The following is a 13,427-nucleotide window of genomic DNA, read 5'->3' as shown; positions in this document are numbered from 1 at the left end:
GCCGGAGCGTAGCGGAGGTGGCGGCATGAGCCTCAGGGAGCAGGTGGCCGCTGAGCTGGAGCGGACCCGTCTGCGCTCCGCCGGCCTCACCGACGCCGTCGACGACGCCGACCTGGTCCGGCAGCACTCGCCGCTGATGTCACCCCTCGTGTGGGACCTGGCGCACGTCGGCAACCAGGAGGAGCTGTGGCTCGTCCGGGACGTCGGCGGCCGGGAACCCGTTCGGCAGGACATCGACCACCTCTACGACGCGTTCAAGCACGCCCGGCGGGACCGGCCGCAGCTGCCGCTGCTCGGCCCGGCGGAGGCCCGCGCGTACGTGGCGGCCGTGCGGGACAAGGCCCTGGACGTCCTGGACCGGCTCGACCCGTCGAGCCCGGTCGCGTTCAGCAGCGGCGCGGCCGGCTCGTCCGGGGTGTCACCGGACTCCGCGCGGCGGCTCGTGCAGGACGGGTTCGCGTTCGGGATGATCGTGCAGCACGAGCAGCAGCACGACGAGACCATGCTCGCCACGCACCAGCTGCGGGCCGGGCCGCCGGTGCTCTCCGCCGACCCGCCGCCGCAGGCACGGGCCGCGGTCGGCGGCGACGTCCTCGTCCCGGCCGGCCCGTTCGACATGGGCACCTCCACCGAGGCCTGGGCCCTGGACAACGAACGCCCGGCGCACCGCGTCGACGTCGCCGCGTACCGGATCGACCGGGCGCCGGTCACCAACGCCCAGTACGCCGCGTTCATCGACGCCGGCGGCTACGACGACGAGCGCTGGTGGACCGCGGACGGCTGGCGGCACCGGTTGTCGGCGTCCCTGGAGGCGCCGCTGCACTGGATCCGCGACGGCGGCGACTGGTACGCGAGGACCTTCGGTCGCACCGAACCGGTCGTGCCCGGCGCGCCCGTCGTCCACGTCTGCTTCCACGAGGCGCAGGCCTACGCCACCTGGGCCGGCCGGCGCCTGCCCACCGAGGCCGAGTGGGAGAAGGCGGCCAGGCACGACCCCGCGACGGGCCGATCCCGCCGGTACCCCTGGGGCGACGACGACCCGGCGCCGCGGCACGCCAACCTCGGCCAGCGGCACCTGGCTCCGGCACCCGTCGGCGCCTACCCGGACGGCGCGTCGCCGCTCGGGGTCCACCAGCTCATCGGCGACGTCTGGGAGTGGGTCGACAGCGACTTCCAGCCGTACCCGGGGTTCAGCGCGTTCCCGTACCGGGAGTACTCCGAGGTGTTCTTCGGCGGCGACTACAAGATGCTGCGCGGCGGGTCGTTCGGCACCGACCGGGCCGCGTGCCGGGGCACGTTCCGCAACTGGGACCACCCGATCCGCCGGCAGATCTTCAGCGGGTTCCGCACGGCCCGCTCCGCCACCGCCGAAGAGTCCGCCTAGTGTGCCGTCACCTGGCCTACCTGGGGCCGCCGATCCCGCTGTCGCGGCTGCTGTTCGACGCGCCGCACGGCCTGGCCCACCAGTCGTGGGCGCCCCGTGACATGCGGGGCGGCGGCACCATCAACGCCGACGGCTTCGGGCTGGGCTGGTTCCCGTCTCCCGTGGTGTACCGGTCGGCCCGTCCACTGTGGAGTGACCCGGCGCTGCCCGGTCTGGCGGCGGCGACGTCGTCCGGTGCGATCCTGGCGGCGGTCCGCTCCGCCACGGTCGGCATGCCGGTCATCGAGTCCGCGGCCGCGCCGTTCCACGACGGGCCCTGGCTGTTCAGCCACAACGGCCGCGTCGCCGGGTGGCCCGACAGCGTCACGGAGGTCGCCGCGGGGCTGCCGGTCCGCGACCTGATCACCCTGGACGCGCCGACGGACAGCGCGCTGCTGTGGGCACTCGTGCGGGCGCGCCTGCGGACCGGAGCGACCCTCGGCGACGCACTGTCCTCGGTGGTCACCTCGGTGGCCGCCGCGGCGCCCGGATCCCGGCTCAACCTGCTGCTCACCGACGGGCGGTCCCTGGCCGCTGTCGCTTTCGGGCATGCGCTGTCCGTGCTGTCGCCGCCCGGCAGCGTCCTCGTCGCGTCCGAACCCATCGACGACGACCCGGGCTGGCGGGCCGTCCCCGATCTTTCGCTGCTCGTCGCGGACCCGTCCGCGGTACACATATCGGAAGGTGCCTTCTCGTGACACTGCAGGATCCCGACCTCGACGTGTACCTGCTCGACACCGACCTCGCCGCCGCGCTGCGCGCCGACGCCCGCGCCGGCCTCACCGCGACCCCGAAGACACTGCCGCCGAAGTACTTCTACGACGCCCGCGGCAGCGAACTGTTCGAGGAGATCACCCGCCTGCCCGAGTACTACCCGACCCGCGCCGAACGGGAGATCCTCACCGACCGGGCCGCGGTGATCGCCCGCCTCACGGGCGCGAAGACCCTCGTCGAACTCGGCTCAGGCTCCTCGGAGAAGACCCGGCTGCTGCTGTCGGCGCTGCGCGACGCCGGGACGCTGGGCTCCTTCGCCCCCCTCGACGTGTCCGCGTCCGCGCTGCGCGACGCCGTCGCCACGCTCCGCCTGGAATACCCGGACCTGCACGTGCGCGGCATCGTCGCCGACTTCGTCAACCACCTGGAGGTCCTGCCCGACAACGGCGACCGGCTCGTCGCGTTCCTCGGCGGCACCATCGGCAACTTCACCCCAGCGGAGCGGGCCCCCTTCCTCGCCGCGCTGCGCGCCCGCCTCGGCCACGGCGAATGGTTCCTGCTCGGCGCCGACCTGGTGAAGTCGCCGTCGGTCCTGGTCCCCGCGTACGACGACGCCGCCGGCGTCACCGCGGAGTTCAACCGCAACGTCCTGCACGTGCTCAACCGCACCCTGTCCGCCGACTTCGACGTGTCCGCGTTCCGGCACGTCGCACTCTGGGACCCGGCCAACGAGTGGATCGAGATGCGGCTGCGCGCGGTCGGTGCGCAGCGGGTCCACGTCGGCGGCCTGAACCTCACGGTCGACTTCGCCGACGGCGAGGAACTGCGCACCGAGGTATCCGCCAAGTTCCGCCGGGACGGCCTGACGGCTGAGCTGTCGGCGGCCGGGTTCGCGCTGCGCCACTGGTGGACGGACCGCGAAGGCCGGTTCGCCCTCGCCCTGGCGGTCGCTGTCTAGGGCGCTTTCGTTTCCGGGGTGCGGCGTCAGTGGCGCGTCAGCGTCGTTTCAGCCTGCCGCCGCACCCTGTTGCACATGACCTCCTCACGGACCGTCTTCGTCGGCACGCCGGCGTTCCTCGGCCGGATCGACGGCGTGACCCGCTGCGCGTTCTGGACCGGCGACCCCGTCGAGCACGACTTCGACCCGGCCAGGCTGCTCAGCGTCGACCTGGCCCGCACCCCGTCCGCGGCCGCGGCCGCGGTGATCAGCTGGGCGGACGTCGAGGTCGACGACTGCTTCAGCGGCCCGGACGGCGACACCGGCGGCTCCACCCTCGGCCCCGCCTGGCCGGAACTGCACCTCACGGGCGCGGTCTACCTGGCGACGGACTTCATCGAACGCCTCCCAGCCGCTGTCCTGTCCGGCCTCTCCGGTTTCGGCGGCTCGGCCGTTCTCGCTGGCTCGGCCGATCTCGCTGACTCGGCCTTTCTCGCCGGCTCAGCCGATCTCGCTGGCTTCGCCGGGCAACCGTTCGAGCGTCAGTCCGTCGTGTACTGGCCCGGCACCGACGACCCGCGCGCCGGCAACCGGTACGCCGGACACTGCGCGGAAGTCCTCGAGCAGCGGGGCACCCTCGCCCGGGTGGGCGTCTACCCGCCGGGCCGCTCCACCGACCCGGCGACGTCACCGGTCACGATGTGGCTGGACCTCGCTTCCCCGGAGCACTGCGACGCAGGCCCGGACAGCCTCACCACGATCGGCGGCACCGTCACCCGCGGCGCCCTGTTCCTCATCGCCGGCCGTGTCTCTTCCCACCTCTCCGACCTGTCGGACTCGTCCGCCCTGTTGGACTCGTCCGCGCTGTCGGACTCGTTCCCAAGGAGCACCACATGAAGCCCCACCGTTCCCTGCACACGACCGTCCCCGTCGGCGCCATCGGCCCGAAGATCCCGCCGTGGGCCGGCCCCGTCCGCATCCCCGCCCCAGCCGGTTCTCTCACCACGTCACCCCACTCCGCCGCACCGTTGGGCATCAAGTGGCCGGACGCACTGGGCGACTGACGCCCCCGTCGCTGAACGTCGCCTCCCCCGACTGCGCGGAGTCGTTCTTCGCCGGCAGGTTCCCACGGTGCGTCACGCTGCACCACGCGTCCTCGCTCCCCGACCTGCGCCACGTCCTGACCACAGCCACCTGGCCGCCGGGCCCGGTGTTCCTGGACCTGATCGGCCACTCGACCCGCGGCCACCACCTGCTCCGCCTCGGCCGCACCCCGATCGACATGCTCGACCGTCACGTGGCCGCCTTCTTCACCACCCTCGCCGCCGACGGAGTCCTGGACCGCCACAACGTGGTCGCGGTCCGGCTCCTCGGCTGCCAGACCGCCGTCACCGACCCAGCCCGCCGCACCCTGCGCATGCTGTCCAGAACGCTGCGCCTCCCCACCTACGGCACCCTCGTCCCCCTCCTGAAGACCCACTCCGACGCCGGCGGCCTGTCACCCCATTTCGCACACGTACTCGCCCCCGGCTAACCGCCCACTCCCACCCTGCTGCCCACTGCCCTACTACCGCCGTGGCCGTCGCCGGCGTCCATCGCTCGACGCCACCGCCGGACGCCACCTTTGTCGCCCGACGCCCATCGCCCGCCGCCACCGGCCACGCCCCGACGCGCCGCCTATCGCCCACTGGCAGGAGAACCCCCATGCGCCCGTCTCGCTCGCTGCGCACGACCGCCCCGGTCGCCGCCCTGACCCACGCAATCCCGGCCCACGGCAACGCACCCCAGCCCGGCCGGCACACCGCCCCCGCGCCCGCGACCGGCGCACGCCCCCGCGGGCACCGGCATCACGGGCACCGGCCCGGTCGCCCCCGTGGCGTGCCCGATCAAGTGGCCCGAGGCGCTGGGCGACTGATGGTCCCGCCCTCATGCCACCCACGCCGCCCCGGTGCACACCGCCGGACCTGGTGCCGCCGCACCCTGCTCCACCGCACCTGGCCCACCCGCACCTGGCTGCGCCGATCATGACCGCTGCACCATTCCCCTGACCCCACAACCGCACCTCCCAACAACCCGAAGGATCCCCGGGGGCTGGACCCCGCAGATCCTTCGGGTTGCTGCCGTCCCAGTCGCGGGGCGCAGACGCCCGAGCGGGCGGACAGCACCCGCCGCAACCTGACACCGCCCACCGACCGCATCACGACCCGCCGCGTCGCGACCCACTCGTCCGCAGCCGCCCATCCGCAGCCGCCCGCCCGCAGCCGGCTGTCCGGCGCACCGCGGCGCGAGCCGACGGGCGCTGCCCAAACCATCTGGCAGATGGTGGCGTCAGCCGACGGCCAGGTCGGCGGGGACGGGCCGCCGACGAGGCATTGCGGCCAACGCGAGCACTCCCAGTCCCGCGCCGAGGGCGAGGATCGCCGGGAACCGGCCGAGGTACATGAACCCGAACCACACAGGCACGGGCATCCACGGCTGGTCCAGCGGGTCGTACAGAGCGACGGCGCACAGCAGCAGCGCCGGCTGGATCAGCACGAACGCCGACGTGGCAAGCGTCCCCACCGCGCCCCGCAGGGCGATGTGCCGACCCTCGGTGCGACGGCTGACCCATCCGGCGACGAGCCAACCGACCAGCGCACCGAGCACCGCGCCCAGCACCGACAGCGGCACCGTCGCGGCGGGTCGGGTCCTCGTGATCGTCAGGTCCAGCCGCGGGGTGGCCTGCCAGCCGCCGTCGGTCGCCCAGATGGTGAGCCCGTCGCGCTGGGCGTACAGGTCTGCGCCCGTGCCGTACGTGGACTCATCCCAGAACTCGACCTCGCTGACCTGCCACCCGTCGGCGACGAGCCGGTCGCGCACCCCGGGCAGCAGCACCCGCAGGTCCTCCCCCGACCCGTACAGCGTCTCGACCCGCCCGGGTGTGTAGTCGTCTGCGCCGAACAGCAGCGCCCTGCTGGTCGTCGGCTCGTCGTAGTAGAACACGTCGTCGACGCGGGTCTGCGCGACCGGCCGCAGCCCCGGATACGCCGTCTGCCGGATCGCCTCGAGCTCCACCGCATCGGGCAGCGACCGTGCCGTGAACCACGACAGCCGCGCCGCCCCCGCCATGCCGAGGAACGCGAACACAACCACACTCAGCCACGCCACCACCACCACGCCGCGGCTCGCCGGCCTGCCCAGCCGCGCCCGCATGCCGTGCCGGAGCAGGTTGGCCGCCTCCCGCACGGCGGGCCTGCGCCGTCCCGGCGCCGCCGCTTCGAGGAGCGTGTCGAGCAGCTCCGCCCGCCGATACCTTGGCGGATACGCCCACAGCAACCGCCGATACCACCGTGCGAGCCGGACCCGCCCGGCATCTGCCCCGCTCTCAGCGCCCGCCCCCGCCTCGGAGCCCGCCGCCTCACCACCGAGCGCTGCCCCACCCGCATGGCCGGCTCCATTCCCGTGGCGTGCCGCCGTGCCACCAACCGCAGCCGCAACGTCGCGGCCGCTCCTGTCCCCGCGGCCCATCGCCTCGCCACTCCCTGAAGCAGCTTCGCGGCTGGACGGCTCGCCGGGGACCGTCGGCTTGCCGGGTCCCGCAGTCTCGCCGGGGCGGGTCATGAGGTCGCCACCTGTGCGCCGCCGATCGTGCGGCGGGTCCGCAGGCGCTTCGCGGCGGCCGTGGCGTTCTGCCGCTGGCGGGCCACGTCTGCCTCGAGCGCCTGCGCGCCGGCGTCGGTGAGGCGGTAATACCGCCGGTGCCTGCCGTCGACGACCTCGTCGCGGTCGGGCTCGACGTGCCCCTCCGCGGTGAGCCGGTCGAGCGCCGCATACAGCGTGCCCGCCTGCAGCGCGACCCGCCCGCCCGACAGCTCCGCCACCTCCTGGATCACCGCGTACCCGTGCAGCGGCCTGACCGCCAGCGCGGCCAGGATCAGAAACGTCGGCTCCCGCATCACACTCACGTCCAGCAATATAAAGATGATCTATAGGTAGGTCAAGAGCCCGTCGCCGCTGCGGTGGGCGCTCCACCAGCAGAGGATCACGTCCGCCTCCCGGTCAGCCGGCCTCCTCGGTCGACGGCGGGGCGGTGTAGACGAGCCGGATCTCGGTGACGCGATACCCGGCCCGCACGAACGCCGCCGCCATCGGCGCGTTGGCCGCATCCGTGGTCGCGGTGATCACCGGCGCTCCGTCGGCGGCGTGGATCCGGGTGATCTCGGCGAGGAGCTCGTCGACATATCCACGCCCCCGCATCTCCGGCACGACACCGAGGTAGCCCACGTTGCGGTGATACGGCGTCGCCGACGGCACGGCGAGCCCGACGACCGTCCCGTCCGGCGTCGTCGCGATCCGCCACCACGAACGCTCCCCCGGACACCCCAGATAGAAGTCCATCTCGGCCCGGGCGGTGGCCTCGACACCCTCCGCGGACAGGCTCCGCCGCGTCTGCGCGTCGAGGCTGCCCGCCGCGACCCGCCGGAACACGTCGAGGAACTCCTCGTCGCCCGCGTCCCTGTACACCAGCCGGCTCTCGCTGACGGGCACCGTCCCGGTGCCCGGCGGGGCGGGTGTCCACTCGAACCGCAGGCGCTCCACCTCCTCGGTCAGCCCCGCGGCGAGCGCCGCCGCCCGGCGCCACTCGACGGCAGCCACCGTCGCCGGGTCGTCCCGCCAGCCTCCGGTCACCGACACGTTGTATTGCGGGGCCACCGGCGCACCCAGCGCCGACATGCCTGCGGCGAGCACTTCGGCCGCGAGTGCCACACGATCCGGCACGGACGGGTCGACGGTGAGGCAGTCGAGCGCGACCGGGTGCGTGCCGTCGGCCAGGCCCCACCAGAGGGCACGGGCAACGATCCGGCCCTCCTGCTCGGCGATCCAGGTCCATTCCGGCCGGTACATCCGCTGGGCAAGCTCTGCCCGGAAGCGCTCGGCGCCGATCCAGCCGACCGGCTCGTCGACGACGACCGCCGCGACCCGGTCGATGTCGGCGTCCGTCACGGCGCGGATCATGCCGCCACCGCGCGTTGATACGTCATGATCGACACGCCGGTGTCGAACGTTCGTGAACCCGCCGGCCGGAACGGCGTCGGTCGGAGTGGGCCGGCGAACAGTGGTACCCCCGAACCGATCACCATCGGGTTGACCTTGAGGATGACCTCGTCGATCTCGCCGACCAGCTGCGCCGCGAGGTCGCCGCCGCCGCACAGCCAGATGTCAAGGCCATCGCGCTGCTTGAGGTCGCGCACGAATGCGGCGGGGTCGGTGTCGCCCCCGACGAACGTGACCGCCGGGTCGAGATCCGCCAGGGTCCTGGAGAAGACGAACTGCTCCATATGTCGATATGGACTGGTGATGCCCACGGCGAGCGCCGGCTCATAGGTGCCGCGCCCCATCACGACCGTGTCGAACCGCCGGTTGGTGGCGCCCTCCAGCCCGAGGGGACCTCGCACGTGCGTGGGCATGGTTTCGGGCCAGTCGGCCAGGACCGCGACCGCCGAGTCGCCCTCGAATCCGAAGAAGTCGACCTGCCCGCCGGGTCCCGCGATGAAGCCGTCCAGCGTGACGGCCACGAGATAGATCAGGTTTCGCATGGCCACTCCAGGTGATGTACTGTGAATGAAGTGGTTCGAACTTAGTACTGTGTTTGCAGTGGTGTCAACCTGAGGCTCGACGGGAAGGAGTGCCATGCGTCAGAACCCCGCCAGAAGGACCGCCCTGCTCGACGCCGCGATCGAGGTCCTGGCCGACGAGGGGTCGCGGGGGCTGACGCTGCGTGCGGTGGACCAAGCGGCGGGCGTGCCGACGGGCACGACGTCCAACTACTTCAGCAACCGCGCCGACCTGCTGGAGCAGCTCATGCTCCGGGTCCGCGAGCGGCTCACGCCCGACCCGTCGGAGCTGGCCGAGACGATGCGCGCCACACCGTCCCGCGACCTCGTGAAGACCCTCATGCACCAGTTGCTCGACCGGACCCGCCGGGAGCGCAGCAGTCACCTGGCGCTGCTGGAGCTGCGGCTGGAGGCGACCCGCCGGCCGGAACTCGACACCAGGCTGACCAGCTTCTTCACGTCGGACCTGGAGGAGAATGTGGCGTTCCACGTCGGCGCGGGCCTGCCCGGCGACCGCGGGTCGGTGCTGCTGCTCTACCTCGGAATGCTCGGGCTGATCGTCGACGACCTCACCGTTCCCGAGGTGCTGCGGCCGCACGGGGTGGACGCGCTGGTCGACAGCCTGGTCGACCGAGTGTTCCCGCCGTCGGCCGATGCTGGCGAGGGGGTGGTCGACCAGGGCTGACGCGAGCAGAAAGGCGCCGAGGTCAGCCGGCTGACCGGGCCGCGCGGTGACGGGCGCGGACCGCCGACGGCTGGAGCGGGGAAGGGTCGGTCGCCGGGGCGAGCGGCATGCGCGTCGGGGGCGCGACGGCATGCGAGGACGTCATCGTTGTGTCGTTTCGCTGTGGTACGGACACCCGCTGCCCCTCGAACGCCTCCCCCGACCACGACGGATCCTGGGCCCGGACCGGGTGCTGCGTCGGGCGGTGCGACACAGGTGACGAGTGCGATGCAGGGTGCGACGACGAAGGCTGGAGGTGGTTGGCGGGGTACTGCGCGTGCACGGTGACGTAGCCGTCAGGCGCGGGACGCGGCGACGGGACGTTGTGCAGGGGCTGCGGTGCGAACCGTGGCGGTGCCGGGAACGCGGCCGGCGGGGCGATCGCGTGCCCGTGGAACCGTGGCTGCGTGACGCCCGCCGACAGTGACTGCGTCTGCGTCATGGCCCAGGTCACGTCCTGGGTGCTGCGTGCCGTGCCCGTGGCGCTGTGAGTGACGTGAGCCGCGCGCGGGGCGCCGTTGTAGGCCGCGCCTGGGGCGCTGTGGGCACGCACGCCGGCATGAGCCGTGACCGGTTCGGCATGCGAGGCCAGCGGGGCGGCGTGGGCGGCCAGCGGAGCGGCGTGGGCGGCCGACGGGGCGGCATGGGCTGAAGCCTGCGAAACGTGGGCAGCCACCGGCGCGGGCGCCGACGAGGCTTGTGCAGCTGCCGGAGCGTCACCCATGAACGCGGTAACAGGGCTCGCGAACGCTGGGACGGCGTGCGCGAACGCAGTGTCGGCATGCGTGAGCGTCGCTGCGGCATCGGTGAATGCGGGTGCGGTGCGTGCGAACGTCTGGGCGGTGCGCTCGGACGCAGGAGCGGCATGCGCGGATGTCATCTCGGCGCCGCCGAACGGCGGGGCGGCGGGTGCGGCGTGCGCGAGCGATGGGGCGGCGTGCGCAGGCGTTGGCAGCACGGCACCGCCGAACGCCGGAGCGGCGTGCGCGGACGCAGGAGCGGCGTGCGCGGACGCAGGAGCGGCGTGCGCGAGTGCAGGAGCGGCGTGCGCAGGCGGTGGCGCGGCACCGCCGAACGGCGGGGTGGCATGCGCGAATGCCGGGGTGGCGTGTGCGGGCAGCGGCAGGGCACCGGGGAACGCCGGAGCGGGCTGGAACGGGCGTGGCTCGGTGTAGGTCCGGGCGGCCGGGTGAGGGCGCAGCGGGGTGAGGTGGGGGGCGCGTTGTGGGCGGTAGGCCCGGTACGTGCCGATCAGCGCGGCAACGGTCAACGTCGCCGGCACCAGCAGGATGGGCAGGCCGACGAGGATCACGCCGCCGAGGAAGAGGACCTTTGCCGACCAGGCGGACAGGGTGAGGCCGACGAGGACGCACAGGAGGCGGAACCTTGTCGCGTTGCCGGGCAGGAGACCGGCGGCGATGGTGATGAGGCCGCCGATCACATAGACGGCGAGGATCAGGGTCCCCGCGGTGCCGCCGAGGTGCAGGACGTTCTGGTGCACAAATTCCTCCGAGCCGTACAAACCCACCGGCCTTTCACGGTAGGTGATCGGGTGCAGGCTGGTTGTCAGCAGTTCGGGCTGGTCGGGAGGCTGCGGGGGCGACAGGTTGCACGGGTGGGGCGGTGGTGATCCTCGCGACGGTCCGGCGGCGACCCGGTGTGCCGATTGCGTGCTTGGGTGATCGATCGGGTACACCTTTGTGCATGACCGCCGCGCCCGCCCTCGTCGCCGACCGATATCGTCTTTTTGAGTCACTCGGGGCGGGCGGAATGGGCAGGGTGTGGCGCGCCCGCGACGAGACGCTCGGGCGTGACGTCGCCGTGAAGCAGATCATTTTGCCGCAGGAGCTGCTCGACAGCGCGCGGGACGTCGCGATGGAGCGCACGTTGCGGGAGGCGCGGGCGGCCGCGAGGCTGGCGCATCCGAACGTGGTGCGGGTGTATGACGTGCTCGCGTTCGACGGGCAGCCGTGGCTGGTCATGGAGTACGTGCCGTCGCGGTCCCTCGACCAGACCCTGCGCGCCGACGGGCCGCTCCCGCCGCGGCGGGTCGCCGAGATCGGCCTCGCCGTGCTCGCCGCGCTGCAGGCGGCGCACCGCGTCGGGGTCCACCACCGTGACATCAAGCCCGGCAACGTCCTGCTCGGCGACGACGGGCGGGTCGTGCTCACCGACTTCGGCATCGCCCGGATCGAGGGCGACGGGCACGTCACGCGCACCGGCCTGGTCCTCGGCTCGCCGGAGTACATCGCCCCCGAGCGCGCCCGGGACGGCACCGCCGGCGCCGCCGGGGACCTGTGGTCGCTGGGCGCCACGCTGTACGCCGCCGTGGAGGGCCGCTCGCCGTACGGCCGCGGGTCGGCCATGGAGACCCTCATGGCCCTCGCCTCCGACGAGCTGGACACGCCGCAGCGCGCCGGGCCGCTCACGCCGGCGCTGCGTGGGCTGCTGCGCAGGACCCGCGGGCGCGGGCCGGGTTCGCCGAGACCGAGGAGCGCCTCCGGGCCGTCCTCACCGCGCCCCCGGAACGCAGCCGCCGGTCGTGGCTGAGCGGCTGGGGCCGGTCGACCCCGGCACCGGCCGCGGCGACCCCGGCGGCCACGGCGCCTCCGGCTCCCCGGCTCCGCCGAAACCCAAGGCACCCCGGCCGTCCCGGCACAGCGACCGGCACCCGCGGAGCCGCCGACGGTCGTGCAGCCCCGGCAGCGCCAGGACCCGCCGACGGTGGTCCAGCCCGCACTGCCGGTGCCGCAGGTTGCCGCGGTGGAGGCCGCCGCCACGGTACGGCCGGCGCCTCCCGCCCCGCCCGCAGACCTGGAAGTGGCGCCGGACGAGGTGCCGGCGTTCGAGCAGGCCCCGCCACCGGCCGCCGAACTCGCCGACGCCCCGACCGCGATCACCGAGCCGGAACCCGAGCCCGAACCGGAACCCGAACCCGAGCCCGAACCGGAACCCGAGCCCGAACCGGAACCCGAGCCCGAACCGGAACCCGAACCGGAACCCGAACCGGAACCCGAGCCCGAGCCCGAGCCCGAGCCCGAACCGGAACCCGAGCCCGAGCCCGAACCGGAACCCGAGCCCGAGCCCGAGCCGGAGCCGGAACCCGAACCGGAGCTGGTGCCTGCGCCGGCGATGGTGGATGCGTCGGCGTTCGAGCAGGCCGCGACGCCGAAGACCGAGAGCGTCGACGAGCCCGCCGCTGCCACCGAACCCGAGCCGCAGCCCGAACCCGAGCCGCACCCGGAGCCCGAACCCGAGCCGGTCGCCGCTCCCGTGACCGTGCCGGCGCGGGCGTCCGTGCCGGCACCTGTGCCGGGAGTGGTCGAGTTCGGCGGGATTGGGCGTACACCGGGACAATCGAGGGCAAAGATCCTCGCCGCGGCCGCCGGGGTGCTCGTCGTCGTCCTTGTCATCGCGGCGCTGGCGTTGCGGCCCGACGGGGATGAGGACAAGACCGCGGCGCCGGCCAAGTCGGCGCAGTCGACGACGGCTGCGGCGACGAGCGCGCCCGCGGTGACGCCGAGCGTGGCACCGTCCAGTGAGCCGGCCGGGCCGGGGTCGTCGCCGTCGGTGCAGGTCAGCGCGACGGGTCAGCTGCCGCCGCTGCCCGCCGGCTGGATCGACTACACGGACCCGACGGGGTTCTCGGTGTACGTGCCGGCCGGCTGGCGGCGCTCGAAGGAGGGCACGATGGTGTACTTCCGCGGCGACGGCCGGGTCCTCGGCATCGACCAGACGGACGAGCCGAAGTCGGACCCGGTGAAGGACTGGCAGACGCAGCGTGACGCGCGGCGGGCCGACGGCGACTTCCCCAACTACGTCGAGATCCACATCAAGCCGGTGCCGTACTTCGTGACGGCCGCCGACTGGGAGTTCACGTTCGGGCGGGGCACCCGCCAGCACGTCAACAACCGTGGGGTGGTCACGTCGCCGAAGCAGGCGTACGGATTCTACTGGCAGACCAGCGACGCCGACTGGGCTGCGGCCCGGCCGGACCTGGACCTGGTGTTCGCCAGTTTCCGCCCGAGGGTCTGA

General features: G+C 73.4%; 14 protein-coding genes. 9 read left to right on the top strand and 5 right to left on the bottom strand.

All coding sequences use genetic code 11. The features are described from left to right. Positions 1 to 25: 25 nt before the first annotated feature. From egtB to OHA72_RS24620, 6 genes are all read left to right on the top strand, one after another. A complete protein-coding gene (gene egtB, locus OHA72_RS24645; protein ID WP_327010146.1) occupies positions 26 to 1,384 on the top strand; it encodes an ergothioneine biosynthesis protein EgtB in 1,359 nt (452 codons plus the stop codon). Further along, positions 1,384 to 2,121: an ergothioneine biosynthesis protein EgtC gene (gene egtC, locus OHA72_RS24640; RefSeq protein WP_327010145.1), complete on the top strand. Its 738-nt coding sequence runs from the start codon at positions 1,384 to 1,386 to the stop codon at positions 2,119 to 2,121. Before egtB ends, egtC begins: the two co-directional genes overlap by 1 nt. 2 nt (positions 2,122 to 2,123) lie before the next feature. After that, positions 2,124 to 3,095 (top strand): L-histidine N(alpha)-methyltransferase, encoded by a 972-nt coding sequence (egtD, locus tag OHA72_RS24635; protein WP_327011658.1) that lies wholly within the window; start codon positions 2,124 to 2,126, stop codon positions 3,093 to 3,095. Between the two features lie 75 nt (positions 3,096 to 3,170). Continuing rightward, entirely contained in the window at positions 3,171 to 3,971 is an 801-nt protein-coding gene (locus OHA72_RS24630) for a hypothetical protein (protein ID WP_327010144.1), read from the top strand. Continuing rightward, positions 3,968 to 4,138 carry a hypothetical protein gene (locus OHA72_RS24625; RefSeq protein WP_327010143.1) on the top strand — a complete coding sequence of 57 codons (171 nt, stop codon included), beginning with the start codon at positions 3,968 to 3,970 and terminating at the stop codon, positions 4,136 to 4,138. Before OHA72_RS24630 ends, OHA72_RS24625 begins: the two co-directional genes overlap by 4 nt. Beyond that, positions 4,114 to 4,608 carry a hypothetical protein gene (locus tag OHA72_RS24620; protein ID WP_327010142.1) on the top strand — a complete coding sequence of 165 codons (495 nt, stop codon included), beginning with the start codon at positions 4,114 to 4,116 and terminating at the stop codon, positions 4,606 to 4,608. Before OHA72_RS24625 ends, OHA72_RS24620 begins: the two co-directional genes overlap by 25 nt. Positions 4,609 to 5,402: 794 nt before the next feature. On the opposite strand, the gene OHA72_RS24615 is transcribed toward OHA72_RS24620, so the two are convergent. The 4 genes from OHA72_RS24615 to OHA72_RS24600 all read right to left on the bottom strand — a co-directional run bounded on the left by OHA72_RS24615 (position 5,403) and on the right by OHA72_RS24600 (position 8,650). Further along, positions 5,403 to 6,389: a hypothetical protein gene (locus OHA72_RS24615; RefSeq protein WP_327010141.1), complete on the bottom strand. Its 987-nt coding sequence runs from the start codon at positions 6,387 to 6,389 to the stop codon at positions 5,403 to 5,405. A 281-nt stretch (positions 6,390 to 6,670) separates the two neighbouring features. After that, the gene (locus OHA72_RS24610) at positions 6,671 to 7,009 is read right to left on the bottom strand and encodes a PadR family transcriptional regulator (protein WP_327011657.1); all 339 of its coding nucleotides are present in this window, start codon (positions 7,007 to 7,009) and stop codon (positions 6,671 to 6,673) included. A gap of 103 nt (positions 7,010 to 7,112) precedes the next feature. Beyond that, positions 7,113 to 8,057 (bottom strand): GNAT family N-acetyltransferase, encoded by a 945-nt coding sequence (locus OHA72_RS24605; protein ID WP_327010140.1) that lies wholly within the window; start codon positions 8,055 to 8,057, stop codon positions 7,113 to 7,115. Positions 8,058 to 8,065: 8 nt separating this feature from the next. Continuing rightward, a complete protein-coding gene (locus OHA72_RS24600; RefSeq protein WP_327010139.1) occupies positions 8,066 to 8,650 on the bottom strand; it encodes a dihydrofolate reductase family protein in 585 nt (194 codons plus the stop codon). A gap of 94 nt (positions 8,651 to 8,744) precedes the next feature. On the opposite strand from OHA72_RS24600, the gene OHA72_RS24595 reads away from it, so the two are divergent. Next, complete coding sequence (locus OHA72_RS24595) at positions 8,745 to 9,353, top strand: TetR/AcrR family transcriptional regulator (protein ID WP_327010138.1); 609 nt, start codon at positions 8,745 to 8,747, stop codon at positions 9,351 to 9,353. A gap of 22 nt (positions 9,354 to 9,375) precedes the next feature. On the opposite strand, the gene OHA72_RS24590 is transcribed toward OHA72_RS24595, so the two are convergent. Then, on the bottom strand, positions 9,376 to 10,893 hold the full coding sequence (locus OHA72_RS24590; RefSeq protein ID WP_327010137.1) for a hypothetical protein: 1,518 nt from the start codon (positions 10,891 to 10,893) through the stop codon (positions 9,376 to 9,378). A gap of 203 nt (positions 10,894 to 11,096) precedes the next feature. Between OHA72_RS24590 and OHA72_RS24585 the strand changes: the two genes are divergently transcribed. Continuing rightward, complete coding sequence (locus OHA72_RS24585; protein ID WP_442788674.1) at positions 11,097 to 11,942, top strand: serine/threonine-protein kinase; 846 nt, start codon at positions 11,097 to 11,099, stop codon at positions 11,940 to 11,942. Positions 11,943 to 12,083: 141 nt separating this feature from the next. Continuing rightward, positions 12,084 to 13,427, top strand: coding sequence for a serine/threonine kinase C-terminal domain-containing protein (locus OHA72_RS24580; protein ID WP_327010136.1), 1,344 nt, complete (start codon positions 12,084 to 12,086; stop codon positions 13,425 to 13,427).

This window comes from Dactylosporangium sp. NBC_01737, from assembly GCF_035963215.1.
Classification (GTDB): Bacteria; Actinomycetota; Actinomycetes; order Mycobacteriales; family Micromonosporaceae; genus Dactylosporangium.
Note: the sequence above shows the minus strand (reverse complement) of the source record. Positions and strands in the feature narration are given on the sequence as shown.

What these genes read in the sequence shown, in the direction of transcription:
- egtB (WP_327010146.1), top strand. Translation starts at nt 26, where the DNA reads ATGAGCCTCAGGGAGCAGGTGGCCGCTGAGCTGGAGCGGACCCGTCTG.
- OHA72_RS24630 (WP_327010144.1), top strand. Translation starts at nt 3,171, where the DNA reads ATGACCTCCTCACGGACCGTCTTCGTCGGCACGCCGGCGTTCCTCGGC.
- OHA72_RS24625 (WP_327010143.1), top strand. Translation starts at nt 3,968, where the DNA reads ATGAAGCCCCACCGTTCCCTGCACACGACCGTCCCCGTCGGCGCCATC.
- OHA72_RS24610 (WP_327011657.1), bottom strand. Translation starts at nt 7,009, where the DNA reads ATGCGGGAGCCGACGTTTCTGATCCTGGCCGCGCTGGCGGTCAGGCCG.
- OHA72_RS24600 (WP_327010139.1), bottom strand. Translation starts at nt 8,650, where the DNA reads ATGCGAAACCTGATCTATCTCGTGGCCGTCACGCTGGACGGCTTCATC.
- OHA72_RS24595 (WP_327010138.1), top strand. Translation starts at nt 8,745, where the DNA reads ATGCGTCAGAACCCCGCCAGAAGGACCGCCCTGCTCGACGCCGCGATC.
- OHA72_RS24585 (WP_442788674.1), top strand. Translation starts at nt 11,097, where the DNA reads ATGACCGCCGCGCCCGCCCTCGTCGCCGACCGATATCGTCTTTTTGAG.